Origin of the sequence: Psychromonas sp. (assembly GCF_047632995.1) — a bacterium.
In the GTDB taxonomy this organism is placed as follows: domain Bacteria; phylum Pseudomonadota; class Gammaproteobacteria; order Enterobacterales; family Psychromonadaceae; genus Psychromonas.
On sequence record NZ_JBLIEK010000002.1, the window covers coordinates 20,625 to 41,674 of the forward strand.

Annotated in this window: 19 protein-coding genes; 3 read left to right on the forward strand and 16 right to left on the reverse strand. The window is 41.4% G+C overall.

The genetic code is table 11. The annotated features are described in order from the left end of the window. Window positions 1-127 precede the first annotated feature (127 nt). The gene (locus tag ACJAT7_RS00730) at window positions 128-325 is read right to left on the reverse strand and encodes a DUF2892 domain-containing protein (RefSeq protein WP_415224881.1); all 198 of its coding nucleotides are present in this window, start codon (window positions 323-325) and stop codon (window positions 128-130) included. 190 nt (window positions 326-515) lie between these two features. On the opposite strand from ACJAT7_RS00730, the gene hflX reads away from it, so the two are divergent. After that, window positions 516-1,856, forward strand: coding sequence for a GTPase HflX (gene hflX, locus ACJAT7_RS00735; protein WP_415224949.1), 1,341 nt, complete (start codon window positions 516-518; stop codon window positions 1,854-1,856). A 73-nt stretch (window positions 1,857-1,929) separates the two neighbouring features. Here hflX and ACJAT7_RS00740 read toward each other — a convergent pair whose 3' ends face one another. The 4 genes from ACJAT7_RS00740 to ACJAT7_RS00755 form a co-directional block, all read right to left on the reverse strand. Continuing rightward, window positions 1,930-2,478, reverse strand: a complete 549-nt coding sequence (locus tag ACJAT7_RS00740) for a DJ-1 family glyoxalase III (protein WP_415224882.1) — start codon at window positions 2,476-2,478, stop codon at window positions 1,930-1,932. 98 nt (window positions 2,479-2,576) lie between these two features. Beyond that, complete coding sequence (locus ACJAT7_RS00745) at window positions 2,577-3,602, reverse strand: acyltransferase (RefSeq protein ID WP_415224883.1); 1,026 nt, start codon at window positions 3,600-3,602, stop codon at window positions 2,577-2,579. A 160-nt stretch (window positions 3,603-3,762) separates the two neighbouring features. After that, entirely contained in the window at window positions 3,763-4,788 is a 1,026-nt protein-coding gene (locus tag ACJAT7_RS00750) for an adenosine deaminase (protein WP_415224884.1), read from the reverse strand. Continuing rightward, window positions 4,789-4,980 carry a hypothetical protein gene (locus ACJAT7_RS00755; RefSeq protein ID WP_415224885.1) on the reverse strand — a complete coding sequence of 64 codons (192 nt, stop codon included), beginning with the start codon at window positions 4,978-4,980 and terminating at the stop codon, window positions 4,789-4,791. It abuts the gene before it with no gap. 429 nt (window positions 4,981-5,409) lie between these two features. On the opposite strand from ACJAT7_RS00755, the gene ACJAT7_RS00760 reads away from it, so the two are divergent. Then, on the forward strand, window positions 5,410-7,239 hold the full coding sequence (locus ACJAT7_RS00760) for an ABC transporter ATP-binding protein (protein ID WP_415224886.1): 1,830 nt from the start codon (window positions 5,410-5,412) through the stop codon (window positions 7,237-7,239). A gap of 167 nt (window positions 7,240-7,406) precedes the next feature. After that, window positions 7,407-8,165, forward strand: a complete 759-nt coding sequence (locus ACJAT7_RS00765) for a substrate-binding periplasmic protein (protein ID WP_415224887.1) — start codon at window positions 7,407-7,409, stop codon at window positions 8,163-8,165. A gap of 162 nt (window positions 8,166-8,327) precedes the next feature. Here ACJAT7_RS00765 and ACJAT7_RS00770 read toward each other — a convergent pair whose 3' ends face one another. The 11 genes from ACJAT7_RS00770 to ACJAT7_RS00820 form a co-directional block, all read right to left on the reverse strand. Further along, complete coding sequence (locus ACJAT7_RS00770; protein ID WP_415224888.1) at window positions 8,328-9,119, reverse strand: M48 family metallopeptidase; 792 nt, start codon at window positions 9,117-9,119, stop codon at window positions 8,328-8,330. 549 nt (window positions 9,120-9,668) lie between these two features. Then, window positions 9,669-10,226 carry a hypothetical protein gene (locus tag ACJAT7_RS00775; RefSeq protein WP_415224889.1) on the reverse strand — a complete coding sequence of 186 codons (558 nt, stop codon included), beginning with the start codon at window positions 10,224-10,226 and terminating at the stop codon, window positions 9,669-9,671. Window positions 10,227-10,307: 81 nt separating this feature from the next. Then, window positions 10,308-13,436: an efflux RND transporter permease subunit gene (locus ACJAT7_RS00780; RefSeq protein ID WP_415224890.1), complete on the reverse strand. Its 3,129-nt coding sequence runs from the start codon at window positions 13,434-13,436 to the stop codon at window positions 10,308-10,310. Further along, window positions 13,433-14,875, reverse strand: coding sequence for an efflux RND transporter periplasmic adaptor subunit (locus ACJAT7_RS00785; protein ID WP_415224891.1), 1,443 nt, complete (start codon window positions 14,873-14,875; stop codon window positions 13,433-13,435). The genes ACJAT7_RS00780 and ACJAT7_RS00785 overlap by 4 nt, the downstream gene beginning before the upstream one ends. A gap of 9 nt (window positions 14,876-14,884) precedes the next feature. Continuing rightward, a complete protein-coding gene (locus ACJAT7_RS00790) occupies window positions 14,885-16,183 on the reverse strand; it encodes a TolC family protein (RefSeq protein ID WP_415224892.1) in 1,299 nt (432 codons plus the stop codon). Window positions 16,184-16,359: 176 nt separating this feature from the next. After that, window positions 16,360-16,719, reverse strand: a complete 360-nt coding sequence (locus tag ACJAT7_RS00795; protein ID WP_415224893.1) for a hypothetical protein — start codon at window positions 16,717-16,719, stop codon at window positions 16,360-16,362. Between the two features lie 226 nt (window positions 16,720-16,945). Further along, window positions 16,946-17,320, reverse strand: a complete 375-nt coding sequence (locus ACJAT7_RS00800; RefSeq protein ID WP_415224894.1) for a DUF3316 domain-containing protein — start codon at window positions 17,318-17,320, stop codon at window positions 16,946-16,948. Window positions 17,321-17,584: 264 nt separating this feature from the next. Continuing rightward, complete coding sequence (locus ACJAT7_RS00805; protein WP_415224895.1) at window positions 17,585-17,914, reverse strand: c-type cytochrome; 330 nt, start codon at window positions 17,912-17,914, stop codon at window positions 17,585-17,587. A gap of 331 nt (window positions 17,915-18,245) precedes the next feature. Then, complete coding sequence (locus ACJAT7_RS00810) at window positions 18,246-19,616, reverse strand: heavy metal sensor histidine kinase (RefSeq protein WP_415224896.1); 1,371 nt, start codon at window positions 19,614-19,616, stop codon at window positions 18,246-18,248. Beyond that, a complete protein-coding gene (locus ACJAT7_RS00815; RefSeq protein ID WP_415224897.1) occupies window positions 19,613-20,299 on the reverse strand; it encodes a heavy metal response regulator transcription factor in 687 nt (228 codons plus the stop codon). Before ACJAT7_RS00815 ends, ACJAT7_RS00810 begins: the two co-directional genes overlap by 4 nt. Before the next feature lie 190 nt (window positions 20,300-20,489). Further along, entirely contained in the window at window positions 20,490-20,957 is a 468-nt protein-coding gene (locus tag ACJAT7_RS00820) for a plastocyanin/azurin family copper-binding protein (protein ID WP_415224898.1), read from the reverse strand. Window positions 20,958-21,050 lie beyond the last annotated feature (93 nt).

Below are 21,050 nucleotides of genomic sequence, written 5' to 3' on the forward strand. Positions count from 1 at the left end.
GCGCGAGCAAAGTAGTGACCAAGTAAATTTGGCTTTTTTTTAGTTTTGTAAGTCGCTATGGGCGTTTGCGACTTAGCTTTATTTGCTGATTCTTCATTATGTTCAGCATTATTGAAAATTCAGAGACTTACTCTTCTTTTTTATCACAAGCACAGCTCGATATGCCGAAAGGTAAATAAGCCGGGCACCAGCCCATGCTGCCAGTTAACAGCGGAATTAACCCCACAGCGCCCCACCAGCTTTGAAAATAGAAACCTGCAGCAATAATAACGAGTCCAACAATAATACGCAGAGCACGATCAAGACCACCAACATTATTTTTCATAATCCAACTCCTCTGACTTGCTTAAAATCAAACCATAGACCAATATTCTTCTTTAATACAGGACGTTGTAGCTCTCACGTTTAAATGCGCAATTAAACATCGCCTTCGAAATAATGTGCAGATGAAAGTCAATGACAAAAGCGTAGGATTCAAACCAGTAAACACCATCACCCTAACCTTGAGCGTTATTATGCCGACTACTATTGAACAGCCGATCACCCGTGCTTTATTAATTTCCATTCGCACTCCGCATGTCACAACCGAGGAAATTAATGAGTCGTTAGCCGAATTAGAGCGTTTAGTCAGCACCTTGGGGTTTACTGTTTTTGCGACGCAAACCCAGAGGCAAAACTCGACTAAACGTTTGTCTGTATTGGGATCGGGTAAACTCGAAGAGCTAGCTCGTATGACAGGAGAGATAAATAGTCTCGATTCGGAAGATGCTCTCGCTAATATTGATGAACACGCATTGAACGACTTTTTAAGCAGCTCGAAGGCTAAATCACATGCCAATGTAGTGGTTTTTGATTGTGAACTCAGTCCAATGCAATTACGTAACGTTGAGGATATATTAGGCGTTAAGGTATTTGATCGCACGGGCATTATTATTGAAATTTTTAGCCGTCATGCGCATACACGCAGCGCTCGGTTACAGATTGAGCTGGCACGGTTAAATTATTTAACCCCAAGATTACGCAGTGACCATAGCGGCAATAGTGAACGTCATAGCGGGCGTGGCAAGGGTGAAACGATATTTGCCATTGAGCGCCGTAAAATTCGCGACAAACAAGCAGAGCTCAGACGTGAACTAAAAAATGTACAAAATGAGATGCAAGAACAACGTAGCAGTCGCGCGCAAGAGCTGTGTGTAGCATTAGTGGGATATACCAATGCGGGTAAATCCTCCTTGATGCGCGCCTTAACTGGGGCCGAAGTATTAATTGAAGACAAACTATTTGCGACTCTAGATACGACCGTGCGGGCCTTATCACCCGCAACGCAACCCAAAATTTTAATTTCCGATACGGTCGGATTTATTAAAAAATTGCCCCACGATTTAGTCCCTTCATTTCATTCCACATTAGAAGAAGCAAAAGATGCAACGCTCCTCTTATATGTAGTTGATGCTGCAGATCAAAACTTCCGCGCTCAACTCGCAGTCGTTGAGGATGTTTTACAACAATTAAAGCTTGCTAGCACTAACCGTTTATTACTGCTGAACAAGGTTGATTGCTTAACACCCGCTGAGAAACAAGCATTAACCCTTGAGTATCCTAACGCATTACAAATCTGCACGCGTAATGCGCATGACATTGCAGTTGTACATCAAGTGATTCAAGACGTTTTAGCAGAGCAGATGTGCACTGCTTGTTTTAATATCCCTTACACCGCCAACGGTATTATGGGGGAGATCCACAGTAAGATGCAGGTGCTAGAAGAGCAGTATCATGAAGGTGGAATAAGAGTAACGGTTAAGGCAAGCAATGTCGCACTGGAACGATTATATAAAATGTTACAACAATCATTTTAAAAATAGGGCATGGCGAAAATCTGGCCTCAGTGTGATTCTCAGATTGCGCCATAGCAATCGCAATAATTTCTGCTTAGAAATTTTGCAGCGTGGCTTCTTTAACCGCTGTGGCTGTCTCTTTATCGAGCAGATATTCAATCAGAGCAATCGAAAACTCAGCAGCCGTTCCCGGTCCGCGACTGGTTATCATATTGCCATCTTGAACAACCCGATCAGTACTAAAATCGGCACCCGTGATCGCATTTTCAAAACCGGGATAACAGGTAAACTTTCGTCCTTCAAGCAGTCCCGCCTTTCCCAATACCACCGCAGGGGCAGCGCAGATAGCCGCCACTAGCTTATTGTTATTATCTATTTTACGCACTAACTTGATAAGCGCTTTTGATTGGGCAAGATTTGATGCGCCGGGCATTCCTCCCGGTAAAATTATCCCATCCAAATCATCGTCTAGTGCATCAAGGGTGATATCCGCAGTGATCTCAATATCATGGCCACCAATAACGTTTAACCCCCCAATACTGGTGAGAATAACCTGTATTCCTGCTCTGCGAAGAAAATCGGCAGGGGTAATAACTTCCACTTCTTCAAACCCATCCGCTAACAATATGGCTACTTTTTTCATCTTTATCTCCTTAAAAAATCATCTGAGTTAAAAATAGGATGCGCAAAGCTTATCCGATCATCACATTAAAGAAGAAGTTTCATTATTTCTCCTTTTTATTAAGGTACTAAAGCTTTAAGAAACGGAATTTTAGCTAATGAGATAGTGCAGAGCAGCGAGATAAACAAAATGGCGATAGTAATAACCGGAATCGCCAACCAGTTTGAAATAAACGCACTGTAAAAACCGTTATCTAAATTACGAACAGGAATCAACAGCAGAGGGTGTAGCAGGTAAATACCTAAACTGTATTTTGAGATAAGTGTAATTAAAGCGCGCAATTTCCCCTCAATTTTATCACCATAAGCTTGTGCGCAGACAAATAACATACCCGCAATAATTACCGTATTAAGCGTTTTATAGCCCATAAAGAAACTACTGTATTTACCGCTTTCAATGGCCAACTGCCATGAACCAAAAACATTCAACAGCAACATAGATATGCCTGCAATCAGCCAATATTTTAGCTGCCGGCTGTTATCACGGTTAAAAAGATACCAGCCGAGCATTAAGTAACCTGTATATAAAATAATATTTTGCTGTAAAAAGCTTTCTACTTTCAGCCAATGCATTAAAAACAGCAGCGTCCAAGTAATAATCAACAGTTTAATGAATTCGGGCGAGGTTTTTTTTAGCAGAGGTATTAAAAATGGAATAACAAAATATAGGGGGATAAAATCATAGAAAAACCATAAATGATACCAAACGGGCGTATTACCTGAATTTTCAATGATTTTAAGGGTCTCAACAGCTGACCATTCTGCCTCAGTAAAACCGCCGATAAAGGCATAAATTAGCGTCCAGCAAATAAACGGAACTGCTACTTTTGCTACCCGTTTGCGCAGGTAATCTTCGCAGTTAAAGGCGCGCTCACTGGAGAGCAATAACGCGCCGCTGAGCATAATAAAAACAGGCACAGCCCAACGCGTTACACTGTTAATAGCGGTTGCAGCTAACCAATCAGAATCGGGGATTTCACCATAAAGGTAACGGAACGGCCCTAAAACATGGATAGCTATCACCGCAAATGCAGCCATGAAGCGCAGTAAATCGATGTAAAAAATAGCGGGTCGAGGCTGGCTCATGATTTATTTTCTTTTATAACGTTTTGATACAAAAAAGAATAACCTGTTGCTTGGATAATGGCAATCTTGGCGAATATACCCATGTTACTTCAAGATGCAAAATCAGCATCTTGAAGTAACATTGTATTGAATAAACAACGGCATCGTTATTGATAATCAGTTATCGGTAATCGCTGAGCTGCACCAGCATTTTCTGTTTACTCTTTTGGGATACAAAACTGCCATTGATACTATTGGCCACTAACTGCTTTGCCTGTGTTTTATTAAGATTCAGCGCATCCACCAAAGCCACAAAGTTTTCGGTCATATAACCGCCAAAATAGGCGGGATCATCGGAATTAACAGTCACACAAACGCCATCAGCTAACATCTGTAAAATAGTGTGATCAGACATATCAGCAAACACTTTCAACTTGGTATTGGATAGGGGACAAATTGTTAACGGCATCTGTGTTTTAATGAGCTCAGCCATCAGCGGCTGATCAGAGATAGCACTCACGCCGTGATCAACACGCGCCACCTGCAAATCATTAATCGCAGTCCAGATATTACCTGCGGGTCCCTCTTCACCCGCATGGGCAACCGTGAGCAGGCCAAGCTGACGCGCCTTTGCAAAAACGCGACTAAATTTTTCAGGCGGATGCCCTTTTTCAGAACTGTCCAGCCCCACTGCCCTGATTTTATCTAAATAGGGAATCGCTTGCGCTAATGTATTAAATGCATCTTCTTCACTGAGGTGACGCAGAAAACAGAGTATCAGTTTGCTGCTGATCCCAAGTTTATTTTTACCATCAATTAATGCCCTTTCAATCCCCTCAAGCACAGTGGCAAACGGGATCCCCCGCGCGGTATGCGTTTGCGGATCAAAAAACGGTTCGACATGAATAATGTTCTGCTCTTTACACTTGAGCAGATAGGCCCAGGTTAAATCATAAAAATCCTGTGCAACGAGCAGCACCTCTGCCCCCTGATAATAGATATCCAGGAAATCTTGCAGATTATTAAACTGATATGCGGCGCGCAGCTGCTCAACAGATTGAAATGGAATGGTCACTTGGTTACGCTGCGCCAGTTCAAACATTAATTCCGGCTCTAGAGTTCCCTCAAGATGCAGATGCAGCTCAACTTTAGGCAGTTTATTTAACCAATCAAAACTTATCTTTTCCATCTCTCTTTCCTGTGTCATTTACAATCCTTGTGCTTTTAATTGTTCTTCTTTTTGCTGTTGCATTTTCAGCAGTTCATTTTCTAGGTTTTTAGCTTTATCCAGCGCCTGCAACTGCGCCTGCGGAATAATCACCTGTTGCTTTTTTTCTGCCCCGCAGGCCGTTAATAAGCCGCATAAAATAACTAAGAGTAATGTATTAAATTTATTCATCTTATTGCCTCATCTGTATTGAATTAACGAGTGATTTACAGTGTAATACGAGCAAGCCGCTTCGTTTGTTTATTGATACGCGTAATAGCAAATATTATCAACTGATACTCATCCGTTACACTTTTTACCGATACCCATGTTACTTCAAGATGCAAAATCAGCAAACCAAATTGGGCTTAGCTGCTAGACATAAAATTGAAGTATAGTTATTCTACATTGATGTTTTATAACAACGCAGATGAGTGCAATTTGGCTTGCCCTACGGGGGCTTCGCTCGAAAACCAGTATTGCGTTACAGCATTCGATAAGGGAACAACCATTACCTTCATGCTGCGCCTTATTCTGGGCTCCGAGCGGAGTCCTGATAAAGCACCTTGAGGTATCATGGGTATATACACAGCCGCATAACAAGTCGCCAAAGGTCAGCAAATGTTTAAATTTTTTGAAAAATTAGTACCCGCACTTAACGATGCAGAGCCCACGCAGCCCCCGAATACCTTGCTCGCGTTTTGCCTTCATTATACTCAGGATTACAAAATCCCGCTGATCATTATGACGATTCTTACTGCTGCATTAGCTATTCTGGAAGTCTCACTATTCGGCTTTATGGGGCAACTGGTTGATTGGTTAATCACTAAAAACCCTGAAACATTGCTACAGGATGAAGGGAAAACGCTGATACTTATGTCAGTTATGGTGCTGGCTATTATTCCACTATTAACCCTGCTGCATTCATTAATTGTACATCAGGTTTTATTGGCCAATTACCCGATGTCGATTCGTTGGTTTGCACACAGGTACTTGCTTAAACAGAGTGTCTCATTTTACCAAGATGACTTTGCTGGCCGTATTGCCACTAAAGTGATGCAGACATCACTTGCTGTTCGTGAAACTGTAATGAAGTTGCTCGATGTGATGGTTTATGTGCTGGTCTATTTTATTTCTATGATAGTCATGATAGCAAAGGCAGATATTCGTTTAGCTATCCCTATGCTGGTGTGGTTAGTCATATACATTATGCTGCAATATTACTTTATCCCACGTTTAAAAGCGGTTGCCACTGAACAAGCGGATGCTCGTTCCACTATGACTGGCCGCATTGTCGACAGTTATACCAATATATCGACCGTTAAACTGTTTGCCCATACCGATTCAGAATCTCAATATGCCAAACAGGGGATGCAGGCATTTTTAGAGACTGTTTACAGACAGATGCGTTTAGCCACGGGCGTTAATGTCTCAGTACAAATTGCCAACTATATTCTGGCTTTTGCCATTAGTGCATTAGCGATTGCGTTATGGATGAAAAGCGCGATTAGCGTCGGCGAGATAGCCATTGCGATCAGTTTAGCGCTGCGTTTAAATGGTATGTCACAATGGATAATGTGGGAACTCACCTCCCTGTTTGAAAATATCGGCACAGTAACGGATGGAATGGCAACGCTTGCCAAACCGAATGTGATTGAAGATCAAAAAGATGCACAACCATTAAAGGTCACAAACGGAGATATCGTGTTTAATAACGTGAGTTTTCACTATGGTGAAACGAAAGGCGTTATCGACTTCCTAAATCTGCACATCAAGGCGGGAGAAAAAATCGGTTTGGTCGGTCGCTCTGGAGCGGGAAAATCCACTCTGGTTAATCTGTTATTACGTTTCTACGATGTCGAGCAGGGCAAAATTGTGATTGATGGGCAAAACATTAACCATGTTCAGCAAGAGAGTCTGCGCTTAAAAATTGGCATGGTGACGCAAGACACCTCTTTATTGCACCGCTCGGTACGCGAAAATATTCTTTATGGCCGCCCCGATGCGACTGAAGAGGAGATGATCCAGGCAACCAAACAGGCACAAGCACACGAGTTTATTTTAGGGCTGAGCGACAACGTGGGCAACACAGGTTATGACGCTCAAGTTGGCGAGCGCGGCGTAAAACTCTCAGGCGGACAACGTCAGCGTATTGCGATTTCACGCGTATTACTTAAAGATGCCCCGATCCTTGTTTTGGATGAGGCCACATCCGCACTTGATAGCGAAATTGAAGCCGCTATTCAAGAAAGCCTGTACAAGCTGATGCAGGGTAAAACTGTGATTGCGATTGCACACCGCTTATCCACCATTGCCGCGATGGATAGGTTAATTGTTTTAGATAACGGTAAGATTGTCGAACAAGGCACACATCAAACATTAATTGAAGATAAAGGGATCTATGCACAGCTATGGGCGCATCAAACAGGCGGTTTTTTAGGCATGGATTGATAAGTGAAGATCTTGGTGGCTATTTAAAATGCAAAACGAGCCGAATAGCCAGCAAGGCAAATAATGTGAACAGCATTCATTTATAGATTTATAACGGTAAACTAGAAGCAAAAAGCCCGAAAGACGCTATAGTGAACTGATTATTCTAACATTTTAGCGGAAAGTTCATGATTCGATCGTTTTTTATCTCATTGTCTATCTTACTCCTCGCAACGAAGCAACTGCTTGCCTGTGAAATTGATATTTATGCGAATGCCCATATGAAACCCAAAGCCTATATCGAAAACGGGCAGCCGAAAGGTATTTTAATTGAGATGATGGACTATATTGGCGCAGATATAGGCTGTAAATTTACTTACCACTTTTCCACATGGGCACGTGCCTATAAAAGCATGTTAGACGGTAAAGGCGGCGCTATCGGCCTTTCTACCACCCAAAGCCGCCAGAGTATTATCGATTTTTCCGATACCATGTATAACGAGGAGGTGTTATTAGTTACCAATATAAAAACCCCTTTCACTTATACGGACGTGCAGGATCTAGCGGGTAAAACGGTCAGTACATCACGCGGCGCCCTCATTGGCGATGAATTTGAGAGAGGCATTAGAGAGAATATCTTTACCTTTATCGGCGATAATGGCGATCCGGCTCACCGTTTAAGATTAGTTGCCAAAGGACGTTTAGATGTCGCCATCATTAGCCCGGGTTTATACGCGTTTAACAATGTTTTTACAGAGCACCCGGAATTACTTCCTATCAAAGAGCAGCTTTATATTGTACCAACCCCCTTTACTATCGATTCTAATCATCTTGGTTTTTCCAAACAGAATGACCATAAAGATTTTCTAAAAAAGTTTAACCTTTCAATAAAGAAAGCCCGTAAAAAGGGCGTATTTCAAGCAATCGAAAAAAAATACCAGCACTAAACTTAACGGGCTTTATTAAAATTAATCTACTGATTTAACCCATACAGGCTTAATCTTAGTTTTTTTGTTATGAGATCTGCTATCCATAGCCCATTACTCATTACCCATTACCCATTACTCATTACCCATTACCCATTACTCATTACCCATTACCCCTTACCATCACATAATACAATTTTGTCGCGGCACATTGATTGCCGGCAATTTTGCAATCTGTTTTTGTAACTCCTCAATACGTGTTGCGTGCGAAGGATGGGTTGATAACAGTTCGGGCGGCTGGTTACCACCTGAAGCCTTGGCCATATTTTTCCAAAGTTCAATGCTTTGCTTGGGATCAAAACCGGCTTCAGCCATCAAACGTAAACCAATAATATCCGACTCGGACTCTTCAGCTCGTCCGTAAGGCATTAGGATGCCATATTGCACACCTAACCCAAGCCCCGCCATCGCTATATTTTGATATTCACTGCCATTCATTGCCATATTTGAAAGCTGTAAACCGGCATTGGCTAACTGGCTACGAGAAAGCCTTTCATTACTGTGTTGCGCCATGACATGACCTATTTCATGGCCAATAACTGTCGCCAGTTGATCCTGATTCTTAGCAACATTAAGCAAACCTCTATAAACACCGATTTTACCGCCAGGCAGTGCGAAGGCATTCACTTGCTCACTATCAAAAACCACCACTTCCCATTCACTAAAATCAGGCTGAGGCCCCAAACGTGCAGTAATAGCGTGGCTAACACACTGTACATATTGATTGATTTTAGGATCGTGATTAATCTTCTCCTGTTTTTTTAACTCCTCAAATGATTGCGCGCCCAGTTGAGACATATCATTGCCGGAGAAAAGCAAAACCTGCGGCCGGCCTGTGGGCGAGCTGGAACAAGCAAAAAGAGTTAATGAAGCGGCAAGCATCGCTACCGCTAAGCGAGAGTGTTGTAGCTGCATATAGGATTCCTATTCAGAGTGATTATTGTTCCCCCGTTGTACTGCAAAAAAGTTTAAAAACAGACTTAGGGATTAAAAAGATAAACTGTAACAGTTTTATACTAGGAAAATTAAGGCTGATTAGCGAATCACTAATCAGCCTTATCTATTAAAAAAACGCATTTATTGAAGGATTAAATTTTACCTTTATTGGCTTTTTTCTCCCGTTTCTCATTGCGCTTTTCTTTCATTGTTTTTTCAGATTTTTTCTTCTCTGATTTTTGCGAATCTTGTCCTTTAGCCATGATCTTATCCTTTATTACCGTTAGATATATTGACTGGATCTGTTTCATCACACACTCAAAGTGCAATCATTAGCGCCGGATTTATCCTCTTTGACTAACACACTTAGCATACGCCAAATAAATACAAACGATAGATTAAAAGTACTTTATTTTAACAAATACTTTCACTTATTATTAGGGACCATTGACCTTTCGCGTTTATTTTTAAACGAGGGAAGTCAACAACCCCTAGATTTCAAAAATCAGAGAATAAAGAAGCGAAAAATCAATCACAATCTTGACGGAAGCTCTGATGACTTTTTCTGATGTGGGTTTTAAGCTGCCCCAAAATTGCTTTAATCTCGTCTTTATCTTGGGTGTTAGCCAACGACTTAAATAGATCTTGAAGCTGATTAATCCCCTGCATATATTGCATATGCAGGGAATGCTGGGCACTGTTCATCCCTTCCATACCTGCCATGCCAGACATATCATGGTCGCTGCTATCCATGTCCATATCACCATGATCCATATCAGACATACCCATCTCTTCATTTACCATATTGTCTGCATGCATACTTTGAACTTTCAGTGGAGTTTGCTCTGCAGCGATTGCGCTGAGCTTTAACAACCCATTCATATGGTCCTGCATCCTTTGTGAATCATCATCTTTAAAAGCTTTTACATAACCCCGCAGAGAGCTTTTCATATCTTTCATCGCACTTCCCAACTGGGTCTTTTCAATATCACAATGTTTTTCATGGGCGAGTGCGCTGGCAAATGGGGTGGCTAAAAAGAGTAATCCACCGAGTGCTAATGCAATTTTACTTTTATTAATATTCATACTTTTCCTTTGATTTATTTACTGGGGTAATTTTTGATAAAATAGTTAACCCTTTACAGATAAAGGGTTAACCTGTTTGTCTTAATTCATATTGAATTTTTTACGCAAGCTGATTTTTTTCCATTGGAAATAGACCGAAGGTAAAATAAGCAAGGTCAAAATAATTGCGCTGACCATGCCGCCGATCATCGGTGTTGCTATACGCTGCATTACCGATGATCCCGTTCCATCCCCAAACATAATAGGGACTAAACCCATCACCACAACGGCCACTGTCATCATCACGGGTCGCACACGTAACCCTGCCCCTTCCATTACCGCTTCTTTTAAATCCCTGACATTAAAATGCTCAAGACGTTGCATCTTTTTAGCTTCTAAGGATTGGTTTAAATATAAAAGCATAATGACGCCAATCTCTATCGAGACACCGGCAAGTGCGATAAAACCGACCCCGACCGCAACCGAGAAGTTAAAACCAAGCAGGTACATCAGCCAAATCCCCCCCATTAAAGCAAATGGCAGTGTGGATATAATCAGCAAGACCTCCCCGACGCGGCGGAAGGCTAAATACAGTAGGATAATTATGATAGCGAGTGTCACCGGTATCACTTTTGCCAAACGTGCATTGGCTTTTTCCATATATTCATATTGTCCAGACCAGACGATTGAATATCCTCCCGGTAACGTTAGTTGCTCATTAACAATCTGCTGTGCATCTTCAACATAAGAGCCCAAATCACGATTTTCAATATCAACAAAAATCCAACCATTAAGACGCGCATTTTCTGTTTTTATCATCGGCGCGCCCGCTTCGATATAAACATCCGCGACATCAGCTAAGCTGATATTCATTTTGCTTGGCGTGACAATCGGCAGACTTTTGAGTGCGCTTACTGAGTCGCGATAATCATTCGGATAACGTAAATTGACCGGATAACGCTCCAGCCCTTCAATGGTTTCGGTGATATTTTTACCGCCAATAGCAACCGCAACCAGTTGCTGTATTTCGGCAATATTTAGCCCGTAACGCCCCGCTTTTGCACGGTTAATATCGACTTTCACATAACGACCACCCGTTACTCGCTCTGCGTATACTGAGGCAGTACCCTCTACATCTTTTAAGATAGTCTCAATCTGCTTACCAATTTTTTCAATCTCACCTAAATCCGCGCCCGCTATTTTGATACCAATCGGCGTTTTAATACCCGTTGCTAACATATCGATACGCGTTTTAATCGGCATCACCCAAGCATTAGTTAAACCGGGGAATTGAATCAGACTATCGAGCTCTTCTATGATCATTTTTTTGGTCATGCCCGCTCGCCATTGATCTTTAGGTTTGAATTGAATGGTGGTTTCAATCATAGTCAGAGGCGCAGGATCGGTAGCGGTTTCAGCGCGGCCAATTTTCCCCCACACGGTTTTAACTTCCGGTAGCGTTTTAATCAGTTTATCGGTTTGCTGTAATAATTCACGCGCTTTACCAATAGAAATCCCCGGATAAGTGGTCGGCATATACATCAAGTCGCCTTCATCGAGCGGTGGAATAAACTCACTGCCGATTTTACTCACCGGATAGAATCCAACTAATAAAACAGCTAATGCAAAGCTAATAGCCAACTTTGGAAAACGTAAGCTCAACGCCAACACAGGGGTATATAAAGCCACCAGAAAACGGTTTAATGGGTTTTTATGCTCAGGTAATACTTTACCGCGAATAAAATAGCCCATTAACACCGGAATTAAGGTGATTGCCAAACCCGCTGAGGCGGCCATTGCATAGGTTTTAGTAAACGCCAGTGGCGAGAACATCTTGCCCGACTGCCCCTCTAAGGCAAAAACAGGCAAGAAACTAAAGGTAATAATCAGTAATGAGAAAAACAGTGCGGGGCCAACCTCAAGGGTCGCTTTACTTATCACCTGCCATCGATTTTCATCGGTAAGCTCTGTTTTCTCCATATGTTTATGGACGTTTTCAATCATCACTATCGCGCCATCGACCATTGCACCAATGGCGATAGCGATACCACCAAGCGACATAATGTTGGCGTTAATTCCCTGCCACGACATAATAATAAAGGCGACAAAAATCCCTACCGGTAAACTTAATAACACCACTAACGCAGAGCGGAAATGGAATAAGAAAGCTGCACAGACCAAAATCACCACGACAAATTCTTCGAGTAATTTATGGTAAAGATTTTCTACGGCATTACCAATTAACACTGAGCGATCATAGGTGGTAACAATTTCCACCCCATCGGGCAAGCTTTTTTGCAGCTCATTAAGTTTGTCTTTAACTGCGGCAATCACCCCCTGTGCATTCTCGCCATAGCGCATCACAATCACGCCACTGACTACTTCACCTTCACCGTTAAGTTCAGTAATGCCACGGCGCATTTGTGGGCCTAAGTTAATGGTCGCCACATCCCCTAATAAAAGCGGAGTGCCTTTGCTGTTCACTTGTAATGGAATAGATTTGAGATCAGCAATTGAGGAGATATAACCCGAGGTGCGCACCATATATTCGGCTTCGCCCATCTCGATAACACTGGCCCCACTTTCTTGGTTGGCATTTTGAATCGCAGTGCTGATTTTATTAAGCGGCAAGTTATAAGCGCGCAGTTTGTTCGGATCAACACGCACTTGATACTGCTTAACCATGCCGCCGACGGTCGCCACTTCCGAGACACCCGCAACGGTTTGCAGTTCAAATTTTAAAAACCAGTCCTGCAAACTGCGCAGCTCACTTAAATCATGTTTCCCGCTTTTATCCACCAGCGCGTAACTAAAAATCCAGCCCACGCCCGTTGCGTCCGGTCCTAATGCCGAGCGTGCCGCCTCCGGCAGATCCGGTGCAACTTGCGACAAATATTCTAAAACACGAGAGCGCGCCCAGTAGATATCGGTATTGTCATCAAAAATGATATACACATAAGAGTCGCCAAAAAATGAGTATCCTCGCACCGTCTTTGCGCCCGGCACCGACAGCATAGCGGTGGTTAACGGATAAGTGACCTGATCTTCAACCACTTGCGGCGCCTGCCCGGGATAGCTGGTTTTAATAATAACCTGCACATCAGAGAGATCGGGAATAGCGTCGATCGGTGTTTTCTGCAGAGAAAACACCCCGTAAGCGACAATCGCAACGGTTATCAACAAAACCATAATACGGTTTTTAATAGACCAATTTATAATTTTCGCAATCATAACGTCACCTCTTGAGTGACCCTGCCGAAATGAGGGCTATCAGATAAGCCTACATCCAGCCAATCCAAATCATCCTCGGCCAGGCTCGGGTCGTACTCCGGCTCAAGCGCTTGCTTTTCATCCCGCTTTGACATGCGCTCAAAATCAGCGCTAATACTGGACTCAGAATCTAACAGGAACTGCGCAGAGGTAACGATTTTTTGCCCTTCAGTTAAACCCGATAAGACTTCCACCGAATTTTTATTTTCCAGCCCTAAATGAACAATCACAGATTTAAAATGACCATTACCTTTAGCGAGCACGACTCGATTCATGTTACCGGCATAAATTACCGCTTCGCGTGGAATCTGCAGTGTGCGTTTCTTCATTTGCGGGGTTAGCGTGACACTGGCAAACATATTAGGTTTTAATTGTGCTGCCGGGTTATCGAATTGCACACGAACTCGTAAGGTACGATTACTGGCATTCATCTCAGGGTAGATAAAATCAACCTGTCCGTCCCATTGCTTTCCCGGAAAATAATCTAACGTCATAGAGGCTGAATCGCCAAGCTTAACTAATGATACTTGTGCCGCAAAAACTTCAACGTCCACCCAAACCGTATCTAAATTAACCGCTTCAATCACCACAGTAGCAGGTGAAATAAACGCCCCTTCATTTAATTTCAGTTCCGAAATGGTGCCTTTTTGCGGCGCGTAGACAGTGATATTCTGCAATACTTTTTTATTTCTGATTATCTTTTCAATTTGTCCATTACTTACCCCTAATGCATTTAAACGCGTTTTTGATGCACTAATCAAAGCGCTACGATTTAAATTAAGCGCATTAAACAGTGACTCCTGGGCTTTTACCAACTCAGGGGAATAAAGTTCAAACAGGGGTTGCCCTTTTTTAACTTCAGCGCCCACCGATTTGACATGAAGTTTTTCAATCCACCCTGAAACACGGCTATTGATTTGCCACAACTCATTGTCATTGGCCTGCACTGTGCCTAATGTATTGATGGAGATATTTAATGGCTCATTAACCACCAAACCGGTGCGTACGCCAAGGTTATTTTCAACAGCAGCGGAGATAGTCACCAAACCAGCTTCAGACCCAGCCTCTTCATATACAGGTACTAAATCCATTCCCATCGGGGATTTACCCGGTTTGTCTCTTTGATAATTGGCATCCATCGGTGCCACCCAGTACGAAATTTTAGGCTCTGCTTTTTGCGCATTTTTCACTTCGGCATAAACAGCCACTAAATCCATTCCCATGGGGGATTTTCCCGGTTTGTCACGCTGATAATTGGCATCCATAGGCGCAACCCAATACAGGATTTCTGGCTCTGCTGTTTTTTCTGTTGAGGTAAATAAAGCATTGATTTGCGCGCTCGTCGCTACGAAGAAGCCAATCAATAAACCGACAATTAACACTAATAAATAACGCATCATAATTTCCTATTAAAGTGCCTGAAAATAACGGATTTTAGACAGGCTTTTCAGACCATCGAAATACAGTTGTTGATATTCTAAAGAGAGGTTCTGTTCGTGGATGTAAGCATCAATCACATCATTAAAGGAGCGTGTATTAGACTGGTAACTTTCCTCCAGCAACTTAACATGCAGTTTCGCCTGTTCCAGAAGACTCTCTTGGTAACGGGTTATCCGTTCTTGTAGCTGCTGATAATTAACAATTTCGGCCGTTAACAGGGTATTTAACTGGCGCAGTAACAGACGCTGTTGCGCTTGTTTCTCTCCTTTTACTTGCTGTGCTGAAATGAGTTTTTGATCTTGGCGCTTATCGGTAAACAGCGGAATATCCATCGACACAAAACCACTGAGCAGATCCGACCTAGGTTCGCCCATCTCGGTTTCACTTAACCTATGCCCGTAACCCACTTCCAGCTTAAAGCTGGGTTTGTAATCCTGTTCGGCAAGCTCGATGCGGTTATCTGCCAGCAGCACATTTTGCGCCAACAGTTTGGCTTTAGGGTGGCCACTGAGCAGCGTGTAATGATCCTGCTGTTTGCCATTGGCGAGATTTACATAAATGCGGGTTTCTGACCACTGCGGAATATCACTAGGCAGTGGCTGATAGGCGTACTGACCAATCCACTCGCTTAACAAACTGCGGTAATTAAGCGATTGCTGGGTTAATCCGGCAATTTTATCATCGAATTTATTAAGCTCAATTTCAGCCGCAATCAGATCCTCACTCTCGCTAAGCCCCAGTGAAAATTTGGATTGTAGGTCGCGATAAAAAGCAGAAAAAAGCGCTCTATTTTCGCTTACCAAATCCTGCGACTTTTCAACAAAAAGGATGCTAAACCACAGCTGCTGTACGCTTCGTTTCACCATCAGTTGGCGATCTGCCCCCTGCAACACGGCAAGATCGGATTGCTGGTTAAAGCCTTTTTGGGTCAATTCACGTTGCGAACCACGACTAAATTGTTGCGATAACCCCACGGTGAGTTGCGTCATAGGATCTTTGTCTAATTGAAAACTGTCTGTCGGCACGTTGGCCACACCCAGTTTTATCATAGGATCGGCCAGCGTCGAACTGGCAATGCCCTGTGCTATCAATGCAGCTTGTTGGGATTGATATATTTGCTGCGCAGGATCTGAGGCAAGCGCCATCTGCTCAGCTTGATCAAGGCTAATACCTTGCGCAAAGAGGTTAAAACTAAGCAAAAACGTAAAACCAAATAGGCTGTTAAAGCGCAAACGCTTGCTTGATATAAAATATTTAGTGATGTTCATCACCACACTCCTTTATTACAATGCCTGCTATTGCCACCTTTTCTCTTTTCTAAAAAAGTAACAAAGGGTAAACAGAGGCATTAAGTAAAATTAAATTAATCTATTTATTGATAAATAAAGTCTAAAAAACAAAAAAAATCAAAGTGTTACTTCAACTAAAATGAAGCAAAAAACAGTTAACTTAGAAAGGGGGGCCGATATAAAGATTCAGGAAAGTAATAGGGGGAGGCAGCGTTACCAGTTGGGTAAGTAAGCAGTAACGGAGGCTGATAAAGATGTCGGTGTGGGTCAATAAAAGAAAGCACCGCAGGCACAGTCATAAAATCACAATCGCCTTGACAGTCCATGGTATGAGACATTCCATCACCACAATCTGTTCTACTCATATCCATCTGCGCTTCATTGAAACCCATAGAGATGGGACAATTCACCATCGAAGCCGTTTTATTTTCTAATAGAGGTGCAAACGCCGTGACTTTCTGAGTGAAAGTTAGCAGAGTTGTAAGCATCAAAATTAACGTAATAAATCGTTTCATATTTCAAATCGACAGGTGAAGGAATAAAAGTATATTAGGCTATCCCCTAGGGGTAAGGTCAAGTTTTATGTAATACTTTTTTGTTGTTTGTGTGAGCAAAATAGTCTAGGAAATTGGTCTCAAATTTACATTCAAAGCAATGCCCAAATTTATGTTGCAGTATTAAGCATTCATAAAAGTGGGGGATAAATGACAGCCCACTCTATGCTTCATTTAGATAAAAAAATTAACGATTATTACTCGCCCTTTCTTGGTAATGATAAATCACATTAACAGCACTTACATATTCGATCTCCCCCTCCGAATTCATTTTTTCTTGTACTGTTACATAGCTTCCCTCTTTAAGATGGAAGCTATTCTGATACCACACAGCAGCATTTAGTTGTTTCTTAAGTTCTTTTGCAGTACTGCTTTCAAGGGTATGTAATTTATCCAAGCCAAGCAGATAAGATTCTTGTTTATTTTGAGTCGCTTCAGTGTATATAATTGTTGCATGGCTTTGTCTCACATCACGACCATTATATTCACCTGATTGCGCCACCGCCCCTGCACTAGCGAAAACGAGGGATGTAACAAGCGCGAAAGTTTTTATAGTATTCATGATTGGTACCTCTAAGTTTATTAGCTTGGATGCATGATACGGTAAGCAAATTGACAAAGACCTGTCGCCAAGATTACATTTTTGTAACCAACCTCAGCTCGGGATTAAATTTCAGTTTAATTAAATATGAGCATAAGCGAATTCATGAATTTATTTTGTTGACACAGAAGTTCAAATGGGTTGATGATTATAAAGAAAAAGATGAGCGTAGAGGTAAAAGTAATTTGCATTGGCAATGCTCAAAATTCCTACAACAGTATTGTATTACTTGTCTTTCATGGTTGCATAAAAAGCAGCAATATCTGCCATATCTTGATCATTTAATGCAGACAACTGAGTGCGCATCATTTCAGCAAGGCCTCCTTTTCGATCACCATTTTGGTAAGCTTTCATTGCATTAAATAAATAACGCTCATTTTGACCTTGTAGATTGGGATAATTTGGCATGGTAGCAATACCATCAATACCATGACAAAAACGACAACTTGGCGTCTTAAGCGGGCCTAAACTAGCATTTCCTTGATAGGATTCCCCTAGAGCATTAAAAGTTGCTAAAGAGAGAAGACTAAAAAAAATGAACCCTGTTTTAATCACTATTGAATTCCTTATTTGATATGAATGAGAAATGCTAACACCTGGAATATGAATACGCAGCCTTGCAACATAAATCCCCTCGCTGTTATATTTGCACCGAAAACTAATCTCCTCCCTGATGAGCCGTATAGTGACTCTTTAGGGCTAGCTGCCCATATATTTGGATTAATAAGTGGCTAACCTACTGCTTAAAATGGGAAATAACCAACCGTACACAAGCAATACCTTGTCAAACATGGCCTAGCGCTTCAATATCGAGAGGTGTAGCATCTAAATTCAATGAGATATAGCGATAAACAGTTAAAAGTGTGCGCTGATATTGCCTTTAACCTTATTTACATTTTATTGTAAATGAAAAAAGGGTTCTGCCATTTGCAGAGCACACTCGTACATCCCCGCCATGCATTTTGGCGATAGATTGTGTTATCGCTAATCCTAGTCCGACTCCTTCATGCTTATTATGTGTCCTAGATTTATCGGCTCGATAAAATCTGTCAAATAAATGCGGTACATCGTCAGGAGAAATTGTATCGCCATAATTTTCAATCGCGACGGTAACGATATCTTTCACTGTGGATATACTAATTGTTATATCACTACCCGCTAAACTATGCCGCATCGCATTCGAAATTAAGTTACTAAATGCACGGCGCAACATAAGTCTGTCACCTTTAATAGTTGCTTGACCTTGTGATTTCAGCTTGATCTCTCTTTCTTCTGCTAAGGCGTCGTAAAACTCGAATAAGTTTGCTATCTCTTGCTCTAACGCTATATCTTCAGCAGAAACTAATATAAGTTCATTGTCAGATTTAGCTAAAAACAGCATATCCGAAATCATCCGAGCTAATCGTTCAAATTCTTCTGAATTTGATACTAAAATTGCCAGGCATTCATCAACAGTCCGAGGTTGTGAAAGACAGACCTGAGTTTGTGTCATCAGATTATTGACAGGTGTTCGTAACTCATGAGCAATATCGGATGAAAAATCAGATAATCTATTAAAAGCATGCTCAAGGCGTTCAAGCATATTGTTCAGCGTAATTGATAAACCGGCAATTTCGATTGGTAATTTTTCTACTGGCATACGTTGTTCAATATCCTTCATAGAAACTAACCTAGCATGTTCTTTTAATATTTCGAGTGGACGCAATCCCTGACGAGTTACAAACCACCCAAAAACCCCACTGAGCAGGCCTGAAAGTACGATAAATTTAACCAATGTTTTTTCAAAACTGATGAGAAACTGTTGATGATGATTAATATTGATAGCAATAGTAACGATTAATAATGAATGTTCAGCATCTCCAAGTGTTAAATCAAATTGTTTTCCACGATATAGATTCTGATTATCTTGCCATTGAAATAGGTCGTCTTGTTTCAGTTGCTTCGCTAGTAATGTATCGCTGGGGAATTGTATACCGCCTGATGAATAAACTGTTGTTTGCGGATTTTTGATATTTACTATTAACCCATTATGCTTATCAACTTCATTTGCTATTTTTGAAAAGTCATTGTTGAAATTACCCGCTAAAATGACAGATTTAACGACATGAGTTTTATTGTTCAATAAAATTCGGTCTTGATCTATGAAATGATTTTCTACTGCGTTATTTATAAACCAAGATAAACCGGTTATTACAATCATTGTCGCGATGGAAAAGAAACAAGTTAAACGAAGTGTTAATGACCGCCGCAGTATCATATTTCTTCCGGGAGTTCTAATACGTAGCCCATACCACGAATGGTCTGGATAAGTTTGGGTTCAAAATCCACATCAATTTTATTGCGTAAACGACGTACAGATACATCAATAACATTAGTGTCACTATCAAAATTCATATCCCATACTTGAGATGCAATTAACGCTCTTGATAGCACTTCGCCTTGGCGTCGCATAAAAAGCTCCAGTAAAGAAAACTCTTTTGCAGTTAAGGTGATATTTTTCCCCGAGCGAGAGACGCGACGTCGAAGGAGATCAAGTTGTAAATCTGCAATCACCAAATTGGTAGATTCCGGACTAGCAAAATGACCCCGCTTGAGAATTGAACGAATTCTGGCTAACAATTCAGAAAAAGAAAAGGGCTTAATTAAATAATCATCAGCCCCCAACTCAAGACCTTTTACTCTATCTTCCACTTGATCTCTGGCAGTTAAAAATATAACCGGCGTTTCATTTTTGTTCTTTCGCAAGGTTTCCAGTATTTGCCAACCATTTAGTTCTGGTAGCATTACATCCAATATAAGTAAATCGTACTCATTAGAAAGAGCATGGTATAAGCCATCATTTCCATTGGTAGCCAAATTTGTAATAAATCCTGATTCTGTCAGACCTTGTTGCAAATATTTCCCGGTCTTTGGCTCATCTTCTACAATTAGTATTTTCATCTTTCAACCTTTATGGGAAGTCATTACTCACATTGGAAAATGTTAAACCTTAAATGAGACTTAGCAACAAATAATACTTATACCACTTGGATAGATACATGAGTTTTTAGTTAAACTAACACGAGGATTAATCCATGTGAAAAAAATAAACGTTACAGGATATAGATAGCTTACCCCATAACGTTTTAAATCACTTTATTTCAACTTTACCCTTCATTCCAGCTTCCCAATGACCGGGTATTAAACAGGCAAAATCAACGTTACCTGCTTGACCGAATGTCCATATAATATCGCCTGCTTGCCCGCCTTTAAGGCTGACCATATTGGGTTCTTGATGTTGCATGTCAGGCATTTTACGCATCATCTGTGCGTGTGCTTTAAGTTTTTCAGTATTACCAATAACTAATTCATGTTGCAATTTCCCTGTGTTTTTAACAGAGAAGCGGATCGTTTCCCCTACTTCAACTTTAATCTGACTCGGAGAAAAACGCATAGTATCGCTCATTTCAACCTCGACGGTTCGGCTAACGTCGGCGGAATAACCAGGCGTTCCCGCACTTAGCGCTTTTTCCTCTTCGTTATGGCTACCATGATCTCCCCCTGCAAAACTTAGGCTCGGCAATAGACTCAGTAGTAATAATGTAAGTATCTTTTTCATATTAATATTCCTTGTAGAATTTTTTTCTTGTTAATTAAAATCATAAATTTTTCGTTCCATTATCGTCTTGCGGTGTATTGACACCTTAAACTC